This window comes from Pseudomonas sp. S10E 269, from assembly GCF_002798465.1.
GTDB classification, from domain to species: Bacteria; Pseudomonadota; Gammaproteobacteria; order Pseudomonadales; family Pseudomonadaceae; genus Aquipseudomonas; species Aquipseudomonas pergaminensis.
Genome location: NZ_PHIJ01000001.1, coordinates 638194 through 655144, shown reverse-complemented (window position 1 = coordinate 655144; position 16951 = coordinate 638194). Strand labels below are relative to the sequence as shown.

Here is a 16951-nt window from a genome sequence, read left to right as displayed (position 1 = left end):
AGACCCTTCAATCATGACCGACGATGACCGTATCAAACTCGAACCCAGCTGGAAACACGCGCTGCGTGACGAGTTCGAGAAGCCCTACATGGCTCAGCTGCGCGAATTCCTGCGCCAGGAACACGCCGCCGGCAAAGAGATCTACCCGCCCGGCCCGCTGATTTTCAACGCACTCAACTCCACACCGCTGGACAAGGTCAAGGTGGTGATCCTCGGCCAGGACCCGTACCACGGCCCCGGCCAGGCCCACGGCCTGTGCTTCTCGGTGCAACCGGGCGTGCCGGCGCCGCCGTCGCTGGTCAATATCTACAAAGAGCTCAAGCGCGACCTGAACATCGACATCCCCAACCACGGCTACCTGCAAAGCTGGGCCGACCAGGGCGTGCTGATGCTCAACACCACCATGACCGTCGAGCGCGCCAATGCCAACGCCCATGCGGGCAAGGGCTGGCAGTTCTTTACCGACCGCATTATCGAGGTGGTCAGCGAGCACCAGCCGCATCTGGTGTTTTTGCTATGGGGCGCGCATGCGCAGGGCAAGCAGAAGCTGATCGACGCGACCAAACACCTGGTGTTGACGTCGGTGCACCCGTCGCCGTTGTCGGCGTATCGCGGGTTTTTGGGTTGCGGGCATTTCAGCCGGACCAACAAGTTTCTTGAGCAGAATGGTGAGACGCCGATCGAGTGGCGGTTGCCGCCACTCTGATTCGCTTCACGGTTCGGGCTAACGGTTCCAATGCCTGAACAGAGGCTCTGCCAGGAACAGCACAAACAGCAGCCGCATCACCTGCATCGCGGTCACCAGCGGCACCGATAGTTGCAGTGTCTCAGCCGTCAGACTCATCTCGGCAATCCCGCCGGGCATCATGCCCAGGGTCAGCGAGCGCAGGTCCAGATGGGTCAACACACTCAGCCCTACCGCCGCCAAGGTTGCCAGCGCCATGGTCAAGGCCGTACCAATCAGGGTGCGGCCCATGAACGAGGGCGCGCGACGAAAGAATTGACGATTGAAGTGGCAACCCAGGCCGCTACCGATCAACCATTGGCCAATCTGGCTGCCGCCGTCTGGCAGGCCAATATGCAAATCCCACACGACGCTGGCCGTCGCACTCACCAGCAGCGGCCCGAACAACCACGGGTTTGGCTGACGCAACCGCTGCCAACCCCAGGCCACCAGCGCGCCTATCGGAAACAGCGCCAACAGCCAAGGCCAACTCACCGGCGCCGGATGAAACTGCGGCGCGCCGCCACCCAGCAAGTACTTGAAGATCGCCGGCACACACAGCACCACCACCAATACCCGCAGACTCTGCCCCGCCGCGACCCGGCTGAGCACCGCGCCATTGCGGGCGCCGAGGTTGACCATCTCACCGGAGCCACCCGGCATGCTGGAGAAGAACGCCGTGGCGCGGTCTTCACCGCTGCGGCGCATCAACCACACGCCGACCACGCTCGACAGGCTGGTGACCAGCGCGCCGACGAAGATCAGGCCGAAGTGGCTCATTACCTGCTCAATCACCACCGGCGTGAAGTGCAGGCCAATCCCGATCCCCACTACCCATTGGCCGCATTTGCGCCCGCCGGGAATCTCCGCCAACTGCCACGGCGTGAGGCAGCGCACCAGGATAATCGCCAGCAACGAGCCGACCATGTACGGCAAAGGCCAGCCGACGAGGCTGGCCAGGTAACCGCCGGCCAGGCCGACCAGCGGTGTTCCCCACCAATGTTTAAAGGTGACCTCAGACATCGGCCACGGCACGACGCTGCAGGGCACGTTTGCGGTAGATGCGGATCAGCGGGAAGGCCAGCATCAGCGCCGTCAGTACCCACACACCAAAGGTGATCGGGCTCGACCAGAGAATCTGCAGGTCACCGTTGGAGATCGACAGCGCACGGCGCAGGTTCTGCTCCATCAAACCGCCGAGGATAAAGCCGAGCAGTACCGGCGACAGCGGGAAGTCGAGCTTGCGCAGGATGTAGCCGAAGATGCCGATACCGACCATCAGGAACAGGTCGAAGGTGGTAGCGTGCACCGCGTACACCCCGATGGCAGTGATGATCGCGATCACCGGCACCAGCGCCCAGTTCGGCACGGCGAGGATGCGCGTGAAGATGCGGATCATCGGGATGTTGAGGATCACCAGCATGATGTTGGCGATAAACAACGAGGCGATCAGGCCCCAGACGATGTCGGGTTGCTGTTGGAACAGCAGCGGACCCGGGGTGATGTTGTACAGCGACAGCGCGCCGATCATCACCGCCGTGGTGCCCGAACCGGGTACGCCGAGAGTCAGCATGGGCACCAGGGCGCCGCAGGCGGACGCGCCGATGGCGGTTTCTGGAGCAGCTAGGCCGCGCATGTCGCCCTGGCCGAACTTGCCGCTGGCACCGGCCAGGCGTTTTTCGGTCATGTAGGCAACGGCCGAGGCCAAGGTCGCACCGGCACCTGGCAACACGCCCATGATGAAACCCAGTAAACCGCAGCGGATGTTGACGACAAAGACCGCGCCCGCTTCCTTGAGGTTGAACATCATGCGGCCCGTGGCTTTCACGGCTTCCTGGCCACGGTGGGTTTTTTCCAGCAGCAACAGGATCTCACTGATAGAGAACAGGCCCAGCACCAACACCACAAACTGGATGCCGTCGGTGAGGTGGATGTTGTCGCCGGTAAAGCGGTACACGCCGCTGTTCGCGTCGATGCCGACCGCCGACAGGAACAGGCCGATCAGCGCTGCAACAAAGGTCTTCAAGGGTTTGTCACCGGCCATGCCGCCGAGACAGACAATCGCAAACACCATCAGTACGAAATATTCCGCCGGCCCGAAGGCAATCGCCCATTTGGCTAGCAGCGGCGCAAACAGCACCATGCCGCAGGTGGCGATAAACGCGCCGATGAACGAACTCCACGCCGACAACGACAGCGCCACACCGGCCAGGCCTTTGCGGGCCATCGGGTAGCCGTCGAGGGTGGTCATCACGGTGGAGGCTTCGCCCGGGATATTCAGTAGGATCGAGCTGATACGGCCGCCGTATTCGCAGCCCAGGTACACGGCTGCCAGCAGGATCAGCGCCGATTCCGGCGGCAGGCCCAGGGCGAACGCGATGGGGATCAACAGCGCCACGCCGTTGATTGGACCCAGGCCCGGCAACAGGCCGACCACGGTGCCGATCAGGGTGCCGCACAGTGCGGTCACCAGGTTGTAAGGGGACAGTGCAACGCCGAAGCCCTGGCCCAAGTAGCCGAAAGTATCCATATCAGTTCTCCAGAACGTCGAGCAGGCCGAGGGGCAGCGGCACATCCATGGCTTTATCGAACAGCAGATAAAGACCAATCGCCATCAGGCTGACGATCACCACGCTGGGCAACCAGCGGCCGCCATACAGGCGCGCCATCGGGATGCCGATCAGCATGCTGCTGAGGATGAAACCCAGGGGTTCGAAAGTGCCAGCAAACACGATCAACAGCGCGACGCATACGCCGATCTTGACCAGGGTCTCGCGGTCCAGCGCGGGTTCTTCTTCCGTGTGCTTGGTCGGCTGTGGGCGAAACAGCATGTAGATCAGTGCCAGGCTCATCAGCCCGAGCATCAGCAGCGGGTAGGCGCGAGGTCCTACCGGCTCGTAGGAAAACGACGCCTGATAGGGCCAGGCCATCAGCGCCAGGCCGGCGCAGGCCAGAAGCAGCACGGCGGCGAAAATGCGTTGTAAGAGCATGTGAAACTCCTGGGCCACGCCACTGGATCAAGGGGCGTGGCCGCACAAAAGAGGGGCGATTACTGGATCAGGCCGAACTCTTTGGCCAGCACTTTGTAGTCAGCCACCTGTTTCTTCACGTAGGTGTCCAGCTCCGGGCCGGTCATGGCGAACGGGAACAGCTCGCGCTGGTCACGCAGCTTGGCGAACTCTTCCGAGGCCAGCAGTTTGTCGAACGCTTCTTTCCACCAGGCGTAGTCGGCATCGCTGACTTTTGGCCCGAGGTAGAAACCACGCACCACCGGCCAGACGATGTCGTAGCCTTGCTCTTTGGCGGTCGGAATATTCTTCATTTCCGGCTCGTCCAGGCGCTGTTCGGAGAACACGGCCAGCAGGCGCATGTCGCCGCTCAAGATGTGCGGCATGGAGTCGGAGATGTCGGTACTGCCCACCTGGATATGGCCACCGAGCAGGGCGGTGGCAATTTCGCCGCCGCCTTCGAGGGCTACATAACGCAGTTCACGCGGGTTGATCCCGGCCGCCTTGGCGATCAGCGCGGTTTGCATCCAGTCCTGGCTGCCAACGGTGCCGCCGGAACCGATCACCACGCTGCCCGGATCTTTTTTCAGGGCTTTGACCAAATCGTCCAAGGTCTTGTAGGGCGAGTCGGCTTTCACTGCGATGGCCCCGTAGCTGGTGCCGACCGCTGCCAACCAACGCACGGCGCTTTCATCGAAGCGACCAAACTTGCCTTGGGCCAGGTTCAACAGCGAACCGCTGGACCAGGCTACCAGGGTGCCGGCATCGGCTGGACGCTGGGCGACCACGGCGTTGTAGGCCACTGCGCCGACGCCGCCAGGCATGTAGGTCACGCGCATCGGCTTGCTCAGCAACTTCTCGTTGACCAGCGCGCTTTGCGCCAGTTTGCAGGTCAGGTCAAAACCACCGCCCGGCGAGGCTGGGGCGATGCATTCCGGGCGCTTGGGTTCGTCGGCAGCCAGCAGTTGGCCGGCGAACAGCATGCAGCCGGCGGCGAGGGCCAATTTACGCAGTGAAAGGGTCATGGTTATCTCCGTCTTTGTTGTTATGAGTTGTTACTACCAGAGCGCAACGCTATAGCTCACCAGCAGGCGCATTTCATCCGCATCACGGGCTGAGTAGTTGGAGCGGTACGTGGCGTTGCGAAGGCGCACGGCCACGTCCTTCAACGTGCCGGTCTGCACTACGTACTTGATCTCGCTGTTGCGTTCCCACTCCTTGCCGGTCTCGCCGTTCTTGAGCTTGATGTTGTCACCTGACAGGTAACGGCTCATGAAGCTCAGGCCGGGAATCCCCAGCTTGGCGAAGTCGAAGTCGTAGCGCGCCTGCCAGGAACGCTCTTCGGCGCCGGCAAAGTCGTTGATCTGCACGAAGTTGACCAGGTACGGGTCGCTGCCATCCACATACGGGAAGGCGCTGTCGCCGGACATGTGCTGGTAGCCGGCGCTGAGCTTGTGGCCATTGAGGGCATAGCTGAACAGGCCGTTGAGGGATTTATTGTCGATCTTGCCGCCGCGGGCGCTGCCGGTGTCATCGCTGATGGCTAGGCGCAGGTCGGTGCCGAAGGTGCCAGGGCCCATCGGGCGCGCAGCCACCAGGCCGAGGAAGTGCTGGCGGTACACGTCGTCGAGTTGGGCGAAGTGGTAGCTGCCGGTGATCTTGTCGGCGAATTTGTAGTCGACGCCGCCAAAGTTGAAGTGCTTGCCGGTGGCGCCGCTGACGAAGCGGCTGTTCTTGTTGTTGAGGGCGATGTCTTCGTAGTTGGTGTCGTCGCGGTCTTTGGCCTTATCGAGGCGACCACCGGTGAACACCAGGTTCTTGAATTCCTTGGACGTGATCAGGCCGCCATTGAAAGTCTGCGGCAGGATGCGGCCGTCGTTGGGCTTGAGGATCGGCAGTTCGGGGATCAGCGCGCCGATCTTCAGCTCGGTGGCCGAGATCTTCACTTTGCCGGTCAGGCCCAGCTTGGAGTACTCGTCGGCGGCGCGGCCATCGTCATGGGTGGGCAGCAGGCCGGTGCCGGTGCGGTCGGGGCTGGAATCGAGCTTGACCCCAAGCATGCCCAGCGCATCCACACCGAAGCCGACGGTGCCGTCGGTGTAGCCCGACTGCAGGTTGAGCATGAAGCCCTGGGCCCATTCGTCGCGCTTGGATTGCTGTGCGCTGGTGCCATCGCGAAAGTCGCGGTTGAAGTACATGTTGCGGGTTTCCAGGGTCGCGCTACTGTCTTCGAAGAAGGCAGCCTGGCTAAGCGGCGAAAAGCCGGCAAGGGTAGCAGCACTGGCAAGGGCGGTCTGGGTCAGGCGAGAAAAACGAACAGGCGAGGGGGCCTGGGGCTGTGTCGACAGCATCGTTGTGTACTCCGTTATTGTTCTTATTTTGGCGAAAACGCTTCGAGGCGTTTTTCGGGCGCTGCGCTTCAGGCAGCTCGGTGGGCACAGACCACCTTGGCTGGATGCTAAAGGGCGAAGCTTTCACTAACCTTTCAGTTGCCTTTCAATGTTTTCGGGCTTCACAGGGCAGGCGGCGCCTGTAAACTGCCCGGCAAAGCGTGGTGCCAACCACCCCTGACTGAGGTAGAAATCCATGCGTGTCTTGCTGGTTGAAGACCATTTGCAACTCGCTGAAAGTGTCGCGCAAGCGCTCAAGAGCACGGGTTTGACCGTTGACGTGCTGCACGATGGCGTGGCTGCGGACCTGGCCCTGAGCAGTGAGGAATACGCCGCGGCGATCCTCGATGTGGGGCTGCCACGCATGGATGGTTTCGAGGTGCTCGCCCGTTTGCGCGCCCGTGGGAAGAATTTGCCCGTGCTGATGCTGACGGCGCGCAGTGATGTGAAAGACCGCGTGCATGGCCTGAACCTGGGCGCGGACGACTACCTCGCCAAACCGTTCGAGTTGACGGAGTTGGAGGCGCGCGTCAAAGCGTTGCTGCGCCGCAGTGTGTTGGGCGGCGAGCGCCAGCAGACCTGCGGCGTGTTGGTCTACGACCTCGACACCCGGCGCTTTACCGTAGGCGGCGAATTGATGACGCTCACTTCCCGCGAGCAAGCGGTGCTTGAAGCACTGATCGCCCGCCCTGGCCGGGTGATGAGCAAGGAGCAATTGGCCTCACAGGTATTTGGCCTGGACGAAGAAGCCAGCCCCGATGCCATCGAAATCTACGTGCACCGCCTGCGCAAGAAACTCGACGGCCAGCCCATCGCCATCGTGACCTTCCGTGGCCTCGGCTACCTGTTGGAAGCCCGCGATGCATAAGCCCAGCAGCCTGCGCTGGCGCCTGTTGTGGAACCTGGCGCTGTTGCTGGTGCTGCTGATGTTTGCCAGCGGCATGAGCGCCTACTGGAATGGCCGCGAAGCTGCGGACACCGCCTACGACCGCACGCTGCTGGCCTCGGCGCGCACCATTGCCGCTGGCTTGACTCAAGTGGACGGCACCCTGAGCGCCAATGTGCCCTACGTGGCGCTGGACACCTTTGCCTACGACAGTGCCGGGCGTATTTATTACCAGGTCAACGACATCGACCAGAAGCTGATCTCCGGCTACGAAAACCTCCCTGGCCCACCACCCGGCACGCCGCGCACCGATGACTATCCGGCGCTGGCGCGCTTCTATGACGCCATCTACCAGGGCCAGCCGGTGCGTGTGGTGAGCTTGCTCAAGGCCGTCTCCGAACCGAACATGAACGGCATGGCGGAAATCCGCGTAGCCGAAACCGACGAGGCCCGCGTGAGCATGGCCCGAAGCCTTATGGCTGATACTTTGCTGCGCCTGGGCATGCTTGGCGTCGGCGCGTTGCTGTTGGTGTGGTTTGCCGTGAGTGCCGCATTGCGGCCACTGGAGCGCCTGCGCTCGGCGGTGGAAGAGCGCCAGCCTGACGACCTGCGGCCGTTGCCTTTGGTGGAAGTGCAGCATGAGTTTGGCCCATTGGTGCGTTCCCTCAACCACTTCACCGAACGCTTGCGTGGCCAGTTCGAGCGCCAGGCGCAGTTTATTGCTGATGCAGCCCATGAATTGCGTACGCCACTGGCCGCGCTCAAGGCGCGACTGGAACTGGGCTTGCGCGCCGAAGACCCCGCCACGTGGCACAGCACTCTGGAGACCGCAGCCCAGGGCACTGACCGCCTGACTCACCTGGCCAATCAATTGTTGTCTCTGGCACGCATCGAAAATGGTGCCCGCGCGATTGCCGAGGGCGGCGCGCAGTTACTTGACCTTAGCCAGTTGGCCCGTGAGCTGGGCATGGCCATGGCGCCGTTGGCTCACGCACGCGGTGTGGCGCTGGCGCTGGAAGCCGACGAGCCGGTGTGGCTGCGCGGCGAGCCCACCCTGTTGAACGAGCTGTTGAGCAACCTGGTGGATAACGCCCTGGCCCATACGCCGCCGGGCGGCAACGTGATCCTGCGGGTGACGGCGCCGGCGGTACTGGAAGTGGAAGATGATGGCCCAGGCATCCCGCTGGACGAGCGCGACCGGGTGTTCGAGCGCTTTTACCGGCGCAGTCAGCAGGGCATGGGGTCGGGGCTGGGCTTGGCGATCGTCGGCGAAATCTGTCGGGCGCACCTGGCGCAGATCAGCCTGCACGATGGCGAGCAGGCCGGCCTGAAGGTGCGGGTGAGCTTTATCGCCGGTTGATCAGTAGAACATCGAGCGGGCTTCATCCAGCTCGGCGCGCAAGGCGTCGCTGTAGGGGTCGACGCGCAGTTTCTTGATCGCAGGCAGCGTGGAAACCGGGATGTTTGCCAACGGATGATCGGTGCCGCGATGGCAATACATCACGGCCACTTGCACCAGGTCGATGTAGTCGAGGCTGGGCGAGTCGCGCTCCAAGTCCAGGTATTGGCCCGGCAGCTTAGCCAGCATTTCCGGGAAGTCCCAGCCCCCCAGCAGTTTGTCGCCCAGCAACGGGTGAATGCTCTCGATGACATGGTTGAGGCTGACCGGGTCGGACAGCAGCTCGTAGTGGTCTTCGGCGTACGTCAGGATCGGCAGCACGCCGATCTGGTGCACCAGGCCGCCGAGGGCGGCCTGGTCCGGCTTGAGTTGACTGTGGCTGCGGCACAGGGCGTAACTCACGCCCGCGACCTCCAGGCTGCGGCGCCACACATCACGCATCTTTTGTTCGACCACGTCGGAGCGGGCGTGGAAGATCTGCTCCATCACCAGGCCGATCGCCAGGTTGCTGCTGTAGTTGGTGCCCAGCCGGGTGATGGCGGTATGCAGGTCGGTGACTTCCTGGGTGGCGCGCAACAACGGGCTGTTGACCACTTTGATCAGGCGTGCCGACAGCGCGGTGTCACGACCGATCACTTTGCTCAAGTGGCTGATGCTGATTTCCGGGTCTTCGGCAGCCTGACGTATCTTCAGGGCCACTTCCGGCAATGTCGGCAGAACCAGGTCATCGTTATCGATGGCCGTCACTAAAGCCTGTTGGACTTTTTCCGCCAGCTTGTTCATTCATGATCTCTAGGGTGTTGCAAAAAAGTACGGCGATTAACGCTGGATCTCTCGATCACGGTCGAGTGTGTAAGGCAAGTCGAGCAGTTGCAGGCCGGGGCCTTCGAGGGTGCCTAAGTGCACATCGCCACTATCGGCAGCTTCGGCTTGCAACACGGCCAGAAGTTCAACGCTCTGGTCAGCTTTTGCGGCAATGACCACTTCGCCGATCGCGCTGTTATGACTGGGGGAAAACAGTGGAGTGCCTGGCTCGGGCATTTCAGCCGCATTAAGGCTCAAGCGGTACAGGCGACGTTTGAGTTTGCCCAGGTACTGCATGCGCGCGACGATTTCCTGGCCGGTGTAGCAGCCTTTCTTGAAGCTCACGCCGCCAATGGCCTGCAGGTTGAGCATCTGCGGAATGAACAGCTCGCGGGTCTGTGGCATGACCTGGCCAATGCCGGCGCGGACCTGGCCCAGCAGCCATTTATTCAAGTCGGCTTGTTGCAGCTGTTCAGCCAGTTGGCTGCGCACAGTGTCGGCCTGCTCGGCGGGCACCCAGAGTTCGGCACGGCCAGGGGACACGCGCACGGCGATCAAGGTATCGACGCGGGCGACGCTGTCGGTCTCGGCGGGCAGCGCCAGGCCAAGGCCGGACAAGGCCTGGTCAGCATTCGCCAGGCCGAAACGCACCCAGGCAGTGCTTTCGTCGGTGAGTTTGGATTTGGAGAACACGGCGTACTTCTTCAAGTCTGCCAGTTGCGGTTCCAGCAGCTCGGTGGCCATGGCCAGCAACACGCCGTCACCTTGCAGCAGGATGCGAAAGCTCGACTGCATGCGCCCTTTTTGCGTGCAGCGCGCGCCGAGGCTCGCCTGGGTGTCGCTCAGGTAATTGAGGTTGCAGGTCAGTTGGCCCTGAAGGAATTTGGCAGCGTCGGCGCCGCGGACGGCGAGAACGCCTTCGTGGGACAGGGGGCAGAAGAAAGCAGAGTCAGCCATGGGTCATCGCAGGTCAAAAAGTCATGGGTGCATCATAGAGGGGCGCCCGGCAAATGGATAGTTTCCGTATGGGGCGACCAAAGCCGACTGTTCCGGTGCCGTCTGGCCTGTATACTTGCCGCCTATTTGAGGAGCGCTCCATGGTCGAAGAAGTAGAAATCAATCGCCTCTACTGGCACAGCCGTCGTGGCATGCTGGAGTTGGATGTGTTGTTGGTGCCTTTCACCAAAGAAGTGTACGCAACGCTCAACCAGGTGGATCGCGACCTCTACGTCAGGCTGCTGACTTGCGAGGATCAGGATATGTTTGGCTGGTTCATGGAGCGTGCCGAATCTGAAGATCCGGAGCTGCAGCGCATGGTCCGGATGATCCTGGACCGTGTCCAGCCCAAGTAATCGCTTTGAATGCCGCTGGCAGGCCTCACGGCTGTTGCTGGCGGCGTATCTCCTTGCCCAGCTGTTTACGCTGGGTGCGCTTTTGTTTCTCGATCTGTCTTATTCAAGCCTTGGCCTGCTGTTGTGCCTGGCGCACGCCGCCTGGGTTTTGCCGCGCGCCGTCCTGCTGACACACCGTTCGTCGATTCGTGGCCTGCGCCGCGACGCGGATGGCTGGCAGCTATTGAGCGCCGAGCACGGTTGGCGCAGCGTGCAGCTGCGTCCCGACAGCCTCGCCCTGCCATTGATTGTCGTGCTGCGTTACCGAGTACCCGGTGAATGGTGGGTGCGCACGGTCTGCGTGCCCAGGGATGCGCTGGTCGCCGATGTGCATCGGCGCCTGCGCGTGCGGCTCAAGTTCAGCCGCCGTAGGTGGTTGGCACCAGGATAGTGTCGCGGGCCTCGGGTAGCATCTGCGGGTAGTCGAGGGTGTAGTGCAGGCCGCGGCTTTCCTTACGCTCCATCGCTGAGCGGATCATCAGTTCGGCCACCTGGGCCAGGTTGCGCAGCTCGATCAGGTCGCGGCTGACTTTATAGTTGCTGTAGAACTCGTCGATTTCATCCAGCAGCAGCCGTACGCGATGTTGCGCGCGTTGCAGGCGCTTGTTGGTGCGCACGATTCCTACGTAGTCCCACATGAAGCGGCGCAGTTCGTCCCAGTTGTGCGCGATGATCACGTCTTCGTCCGAGTCGGTAACCTGGCTGGCGTCCCAGCGGGGCAGGGCGGCCGGCACAGGAATGCGTGGCAGTTGGTCGAGAATGTCCGCCGCCGCGGAGCGCGCGTAGACGAAGCACTCGAGCAACGAGTTGCTGGCCATGCGGTTGGCGCCGTGCAAGCCGGTGAAGCTGGTTTCGCCAATCGCGTACAGGCCAGGCACGTCGGTACGGCCGTGCTGGTCAACCATCACGCCGCCGCAGGTGTAGTGCGCGGCCGGCACCACCGGGATCGGGCCTTTGGTGATGTCGATGTTGAACGCCAGGCAGCGCTCGTAGACGGTGGGGAAGTGGGTCTTGATGAAGGCTTCGGGCTTATGGCTGATGTCCAGGTAGACGCAGTCAACGCCCAGGCGCTTCATTTCATGGTCGATGGCGCGGGCGACGATATCACGCGGGGCCAGTTCGGCGCGTGGGTCGAAGCGCTGCATGAAGCGTTCGCCGTTGGGCAGCTTCAGGTGCGCGCCTTCGCCACGCAGGGCTTCAGTGATCAGGAAACTCTTGGCCTGCGGGTGATACAGGCAGGTGGGGTGGAACTGGTTGAATTCCAGGTTCGCCACCCTGCAGCCCGAACGCCAGGCCATGGCGATGCCATCTCCACAGGCGCCGTCGGGGTTGCTGGTGTAGAGGTAGACCTTGGCTGCGCCACCGGAGGCGAGGATGGTGAAGCGCGCACCGTAGGTGTCGACTTCGCCGCTGCCACGGTTGAGCACGTAGGCGCCAAGGCAGCGTTCGCCATCGAGGCCCAGGCGTTTTTCGGTGATCAGGTCAACGGCGACCCGTTGTTCGAGCAGTTCGATGTTGGGGCGTTGCCGGGCTTGTTCGAGCAGCGTCTTGAAGATCGCAGCGCCAGTGGCGTCGGCGGCATGGATAATGCGGCGATGGCTGTGGCCGCCTTCACGGGTCAGGTGGAACTCGAAACCGCCGTCGTCGCTGCCCGCATGTTCATCACGGGTAAACGGAACACCTTGATCGATCAGCCACTGGATCGCCTCGCGGCTGTGCTCGACGGTGAAACGCACCGCTTCTTCATTGCACAGGCCGCCACCGGCATTAAGGGTGTCTTCGACGTGGGATTGCACCGTGTCGGTGTCATCCAGCACGGCTGCAACACCACCTTGGGCCCAGAACGTCGAGCCATTGGCCAGGTCGCCTTTGCTCAGTACCGCGATGCGCAGGTGGCTGGGGAGGGTGAGTGCAAGGCTCAAACCGGCCGCGCCGCTGCCGATCACCAGGACATCGTGTTGAAACTGTTGGCTCATTAGAGGGATTCCGCAAAAAGCGATCCGAAGAGGTGGCGCAAACAGGACGCCTGGATCGGCGAATCAAAGGGTCACACGGGCTACTAGTATATAGAGGGGTGGAGCGGCACAATAGCCGGGCATTCGTGGCAATGTGAGATTACGGTGCACGGCTAGGGTAAAATCGGCTGGTTATTGGAACGGGAACTTTTTGCATAAGCCCCGACTCAATAGCAGGTTGCCCGAAAGCTGGGAAAACGTTGAGTTTATTGGCCCGTCGGGAGCATTGGACGCGTCAGAAAACCGGCGACAAGATTATTCGCGCAGTCGGCGTTGCCCGCACTGCGTTTTTCGTGTGTGCCAAATCAGTGCGTGCCGGAAACTTGCTTGAAGGGGGAGAACTTTTGCGAAAAGACCGAGTCTATGTTTGCAAGCCTGATCGTTTAGTTATGCAAGCCTCCTTCAAGTACAACGAGGAGTGTTCATGCTAACCCAGGAAGAGGATCAGCAGCTGGTCGAGCGCGTTCAACGCGGCGACAAGCGAGCTTTTGATCTGCTAGTGCTGAAATACCAGCACAAAATTCTCGGGTTGATCGTGCGGTTTGTGCACGACACCCATGAAGCGCAGGACGTTGCACAGGAAGCCTTTATCAAGGCTTACCGTGCACTTGGTAACTTTCGCGGTGACAGTGCGTTTTACACGTGGCTGTACCGCATCGCCATCAACACGGCGAAGAACTATCTGGTGTCTCGCGGGCGCCGCCCACCGGATAGTGATGTAAGTTCAGAAGATGCAGAATTTTATGATGGTGACCACGGCCTCAAAGATCTCGAGTCGCCGGAGCGTGCATTGCTGCGCGACGAGATCGAGGGCACCGTTCATCGCACAATTCAGCAACTTCCAGAAGATTTACGTACGGCGTTAACTTTACGTGAATTCGATGGTCTGAGTTACGAAGACATTGCGAGCGTCATGCAGTGTCCGGTGGGGACTGTAAGGTCACGGATTTTCCGGGCCCGGGAAGCCATCGATAAAGCCTTGCAACCGTTGTTGCAAGAGAACTAAAGACAGCGGCGACAGCCAAGAGAGGAACCGCCATGAGTCGTGATGCCCTGCAGGAATCGCTGTCCGCAGTGATGGATAACGAAGCGGATGAACTGGAACTTCGTCGAGTGCTCAATGCATTTGATGATGCCGAAACCCGTGATACCTGGTCTCGTTACCAAGTCGCTCGGGCGGTGATGCACAAGGATCTTCTAATCCCTCGTCTGGATATTGCTGCGGCCGTTTCTGCTGCGCTGGCTGATGAAGCCGTTCCGGCAAAAGCTGCTCGTGGTCCATGGCGTAGCCTGGGTCGCCTGGCAGTTGCTGCCTCGGTAACTGTTGCCGTGCTTGCTGGTGTTCGCCTGTACAACCAGGACGAAATCGCCGGTGCCGAACTGGCCCAACAGACTCAGCAACCGGTCATGGCCGGTCCGCAAGTCAAAGGCCCAGCAGTCCTGGCCGGTTACAAGGAAAGCTCTGACACCACCGGTCCAATGGCCAACGGTGTGTTGCAAGGGCAATCTGGCTGGCAAGACCAGCGTCTTCCGGGGTACCTGCGCCAACACGCTCAGGAATCGGCCCTGAAAGGCACTGAAAGCGCTCTGCCCTATGCTCGTGCAGCAAGCCTGGAAAACCGCTAATCCGTAAGGAGCTCTATGCGAGCCATACCGCTCCTTACGCTTTTGCTCAGTGGTTGGTTTGCACTCCCCGCCCATGCCGATGAAGCCCAAGACTGGCTGACTCGACTTGGGCGTGCAGAGCAGCAGCAAAGCTTTCAAGGTACGTTCGTCTACGAACGTAACGGCAGTTTCTCTACCCATGACATCTGGCATCGTGTCCAGGATGGTCAGGTACGTGAGCGGCTCTTGCAGCTCGATGGTTCTGCCCAGGAAGTCGTGCGGTTGGATGGCCGGACACAATGTGTCAGCGGCACCCTCGTCGCAGGCCTGGGCAATTCACGTGATGCCCCTTCACGTGCGCTTGATCCACAAAAACTCAATCAATTCTATGAACTGGCTGTCATTGGCAAATCCCGTGTGGCCGGTAGAAATGCGGTCATCGTATCGATCACGCCGCGTGACCAGTACCGTTACGGTTTTGAGTTGCACCTGGATCGAGAAACCGCACTGCCGCTCAAATCGCTGTTGTTGAATGACCAGGGGCAATTGCTTGAGCGCTTCCAGTTCACGCGACTGAATACGTCGGTAATACCTGACGACCGCGATCTGCAGCCCAGCAGCGAGTGCACACCTATTGCCGTGGCCACTAGCAAGGCGCCAGAAGTGCAGCCTACGCAGATTTGGCACCTGGAATGGCTGCCGCCGGGCTTTCAGTTGACCAATACCAGCGCCCGCAGAGACACCCAGACCAAAGCCACAGTCGACAGCCTGATGTACGAAGACGGGCTGGCGCGTTTCTCGGTGTTCCTTGAGCCGATCAGTGAAGCGAGTGTCACCGAAACCCGCACGCAACTGGGCCCTACGGTCGCTGTATCCCGTCGTCTCAACACAGTCGATGGCGAGATGATGGTGACGGTAGTGGGTGAAATTCCGATCGGCACCGCTGAACGGATCGCGTTGTCGGTGCGCGGTGAAAAAAAGCCAGTCGCCCAGCCGTGAGTCGTTAATCCTATGTTCATCCTGACCTTTCAATGTATTTCCATGCCAGGTTGGCTGCCGAGAGCATGAAATGTCTGGATCAGCATTTTCACTTGCAAAAATCTCTCATGTTTTTTATAGGTCAGGGCTTGTCGGCTCTGGCCTTGTTTTGTTCGCGGAACAAAGATGTCGGTCGCAGTTTTCGGCGTTTCTTGAACCCTGTCGCTCAACCCTGCTCGTCGTAACGGGAGCTGTATGTCGATACCACGTTTAAAGTCTTACCTAACCATAGTCGCCACGGTATTGGTGCTGGGTCAGGCCTTGCCTGCGCAAGCAGCCGAGTTGCCTGACTTCACCCAATTGGTTGAGCAAGCCTCGCCTGCGGTGGTGAACATCAGTACCACGCAAAAACTGCCGGACCGCAAAGTCTCCAACCAGCAGATGCCAGACCTGGAAGGCCTGCCGCCAATGCTGCGTGAATTCTTTGAGCGTGGCATGCCGCAACAGCGCGCACCCCGCGGCGGCGGTGGCGGCCAGCGTGAGGCCCAGTCCCTGGGCTCGGGCTTCATCATTTCTCCGGACGGCTATATCCTCACCAACAACCACGTGATTGCCGACGCCGATGAGATCCTCGTGCGCCTGGCTGATCGCAGTGAGCTGAAAGCCAAGCTGGTCGGCACCGACCCTCGTTCCGATGTGGCGTTGCTGAAGATCGAAGGCAAGGACTTGCCTGTGCTTAAGCTGGGTAAATCCCAGGACCTGAAAGCCGGGCAATGGGTCGTCGCCATCGGCTCGCCGTTTGGCTTTGACCATACCGTCACCCAAGGTATCGTCAGCGCCATTGGCCGCAGCCTGCCGAACGAAAACTACGTGCCGTTCATCCAGACCGACGTGCCGATCAACCCGGGTAACTCCGGTGGTCCGCTGTTCAACCTGGCGGGCGAAGTGGTTGGCATCAACTCGCAGATCTACACCCGTTCCGGTGGCTTCATGGGCGTGTCGTTCGCCATCCCGATCGACGTGGCCATGGATGTTTCCAACCAACTGAAAAGCGGCGGCAAGGTCAGCCGTGGCTGGTTGGGCGTGGTCATCCAAGAAGTGAACAAAGACCTGGCTGAATCCTTTGGCCTCGACAAGCCGGCCGGTGCCCTGGTCGCACAGATCCAGGACGATGGCCCGGCTGCCAAGGGTGGCCTGCAAGTCGGCGACGTGATCCTGAGCATGAACGGCCAACCGATTGTCATGTCGGCTGACCTGCCGCACTTGGTCGGTGCTCTCAAGGCTGGCAGCAAGGCCAAGCTGGAAGTGATCCGTGAAGGCAAGCGCCAGACCGTAGAGCTGACCGTGGGCGCTATCCCAGAAGAAGGCGCAACACTGGATGCCCTGGGCAACGCCAAGCCGGGTGCCGAGCGCAGCAGCAATCGCCTGGGCATTGCTGTAGCCGAATTGACCGATGAGCAGAAGAAGAGCTTCGACCTCAAGAGCGGCGTCGTGATCAAGGAAGTGCAGGACGGCCCCGCCTCCCTGATCGGCCTGCAGCCAGGTGATGTCATCACCCATCTGAACAACCAGGCAATCGATACCACCAAGCAATTCACCGACATCGCCAAGGCGTTGCCGAAGAACCGTTCGGTGTCGATGCGTGTGCTGCGTCAGGGACGTGCGAGCTTCATCACCTTCAAACTGGCTGAGTAAGTCGGTAAAAGCAAAAAGCCCCGCCTTCGTTTAACGAGGGCGGGGCTTTTTTGTGC

General features: G+C 60.9%; 17 protein-coding genes. 9 read left to right on the top strand and 8 right to left on the bottom strand.

All coding sequences use genetic code 11. The annotated features are described in order from the left end of the window. The first annotated feature begins 13 nt into the window (after nt 1-13). Complete coding sequence (gene ung / locus CWC48_RS03170; RefSeq protein WP_099492529.1) at nt 14-706, top strand: uracil-DNA glycosylase; 693 nt, start codon at nt 14-16, stop codon at nt 704-706. An 18-nt stretch (nt 707-724) separates the two neighbouring features. Here ung and CWC48_RS03165 read toward each other — a convergent pair whose 3' ends face one another. The 5 genes from CWC48_RS03165 to CWC48_RS03145 are packed head-to-tail and all read right to left on the bottom strand — an operon-like array spanning nt 725 to nt 6083. Beyond that, nucleotides 725-1747, bottom strand: coding sequence for an AbrB family transcriptional regulator (locus CWC48_RS03165; protein ID WP_100491318.1), 1023 nt, complete (start codon nt 1745-1747; stop codon nt 725-727). Further along, nucleotides 1740-3254, bottom strand: a complete 1515-nt coding sequence (locus tag CWC48_RS03160) for a tripartite tricarboxylate transporter permease (RefSeq protein ID WP_012722750.1) — start codon at nt 3252-3254, stop codon at nt 1740-1742. The genes CWC48_RS03165 and CWC48_RS03160 overlap by 8 nt, the downstream gene beginning before the upstream one ends. A 1-nt stretch (nt 3255) precedes the next feature. Beyond that, nucleotides 3256-3714 (bottom strand): tripartite tricarboxylate transporter TctB family protein, encoded by a 459-nt coding sequence (locus CWC48_RS03155; RefSeq protein WP_078047339.1) that lies wholly within the window; start codon nt 3712-3714, stop codon nt 3256-3258. Nucleotides 3715-3773: 59 nt separating this feature from the next. Next, nucleotides 3774-4763, bottom strand: coding sequence for a tripartite tricarboxylate transporter substrate binding protein (locus CWC48_RS03150; RefSeq protein ID WP_170856104.1), 990 nt, complete (start codon nt 4761-4763; stop codon nt 3774-3776). Between the two features lie 27 nt (nt 4764-4790). Then, the gene (locus CWC48_RS03145; protein WP_100491317.1) at nt 4791-6083 is read right to left on the bottom strand and encodes an OprD family porin; all 1293 of its coding nucleotides are present in this window, start codon (nt 6081-6083) and stop codon (nt 4791-4793) included. 235 nt (nt 6084-6318) lie between these two features. On the opposite strand from CWC48_RS03145, the gene CWC48_RS03140 reads away from it, so the two are divergent. Together CWC48_RS03140 and CWC48_RS03135 are read left to right on the top strand one after the other, a co-directional pair. After that, nucleotides 6319-6990 carry a response regulator gene (locus tag CWC48_RS03140; protein WP_017736361.1) on the top strand — a complete coding sequence of 224 codons (672 nt, stop codon included), beginning with the start codon at nt 6319-6321 and terminating at the stop codon, nt 6988-6990. Continuing rightward, complete coding sequence (locus tag CWC48_RS03135) at nt 6983-8368, top strand: sensor histidine kinase (RefSeq protein WP_078047342.1); 1386 nt, start codon at nt 6983-6985, stop codon at nt 8366-8368. Before CWC48_RS03140 ends, CWC48_RS03135 begins: the two co-directional genes overlap by 8 nt. On the opposite strand, the gene CWC48_RS03130 is transcribed toward CWC48_RS03135, so the two are convergent. Together CWC48_RS03130 and CWC48_RS03125 are read right to left on the bottom strand one after the other, a co-directional pair. Beyond that, nucleotides 8369-9190 (bottom strand): HDOD domain-containing protein, encoded by an 822-nt coding sequence (locus CWC48_RS03130; protein WP_078047343.1) that lies wholly within the window; start codon nt 9188-9190, stop codon nt 8369-8371. It abuts the gene before it with no gap. A gap of 36 nt (nt 9191-9226) precedes the next feature. Then, the gene (locus tag CWC48_RS03125) at nt 9227-10168 is read right to left on the bottom strand and encodes a folate-binding protein YgfZ (RefSeq protein ID WP_100491316.1); all 942 of its coding nucleotides are present in this window, start codon (nt 10166-10168) and stop codon (nt 9227-9229) included. Nucleotides 10169-10308: 140 nt separating this feature from the next. On the opposite strand from CWC48_RS03125, the gene CWC48_RS03120 reads away from it, so the two are divergent. Further along, the gene (locus CWC48_RS03120; RefSeq protein ID WP_012722757.1) at nt 10309-10563 is read left to right on the top strand and encodes a succinate dehydrogenase assembly factor 2; all 255 of its coding nucleotides are present in this window, start codon (nt 10309-10311) and stop codon (nt 10561-10563) included. Further along, a complete protein-coding gene (locus CWC48_RS03115) occupies nt 10547-10993 on the top strand; it encodes a protein YgfX (protein ID WP_100491315.1) in 447 nt (148 codons plus the stop codon). The genes CWC48_RS03120 and CWC48_RS03115 overlap by 17 nt, the downstream gene beginning before the upstream one ends. Here CWC48_RS03115 and nadB read toward each other — a convergent pair. Then, nucleotides 10962-12578 carry an L-aspartate oxidase gene (gene nadB, locus CWC48_RS03110; RefSeq protein WP_100491314.1) on the bottom strand — a complete coding sequence of 539 codons (1617 nt, stop codon included), beginning with the start codon at nt 12576-12578 and terminating at the stop codon, nt 10962-10964. The two genes, CWC48_RS03115 and nadB, sit on opposite strands and share 32 nt — an antisense overlap. 463 nt (nt 12579-13041) lie before the next feature. Between nadB and rpoE the strand changes: the two genes are divergently transcribed. The 4 genes from rpoE (at nt 13042) to CWC48_RS03090 (ending at nt 16895) form a co-directional block, all read left to right on the top strand. Beyond that, nucleotides 13042-13623 carry an RNA polymerase sigma factor RpoE gene (rpoE, locus tag CWC48_RS03105; protein WP_003172477.1) on the top strand — a complete coding sequence of 194 codons (582 nt, stop codon included), beginning with the start codon at nt 13042-13044 and terminating at the stop codon, nt 13621-13623. A gap of 32 nt (nt 13624-13655) precedes the next feature. Further along, nucleotides 13656-14243, top strand: a complete 588-nt coding sequence (locus tag CWC48_RS03100) for a sigma-E factor negative regulatory protein (RefSeq protein WP_003172479.1) — start codon at nt 13656-13658, stop codon at nt 14241-14243. A 15-nt stretch (nt 14244-14258) separates the two neighbouring features. Next, nucleotides 14259-15221 (top strand): MucB/RseB C-terminal domain-containing protein, encoded by a 963-nt coding sequence (locus CWC48_RS03095; protein ID WP_100491313.1) that lies wholly within the window; start codon nt 14259-14261, stop codon nt 15219-15221. A gap of 234 nt (nt 15222-15455) precedes the next feature. Continuing rightward, nucleotides 15456-16895, top strand: a complete 1440-nt coding sequence (locus tag CWC48_RS03090; RefSeq protein ID WP_078047348.1) for a DegQ family serine endoprotease — start codon at nt 15456-15458, stop codon at nt 16893-16895. The last annotated feature ends 56 nt before the right edge of the window (nt 16896-16951 follow it).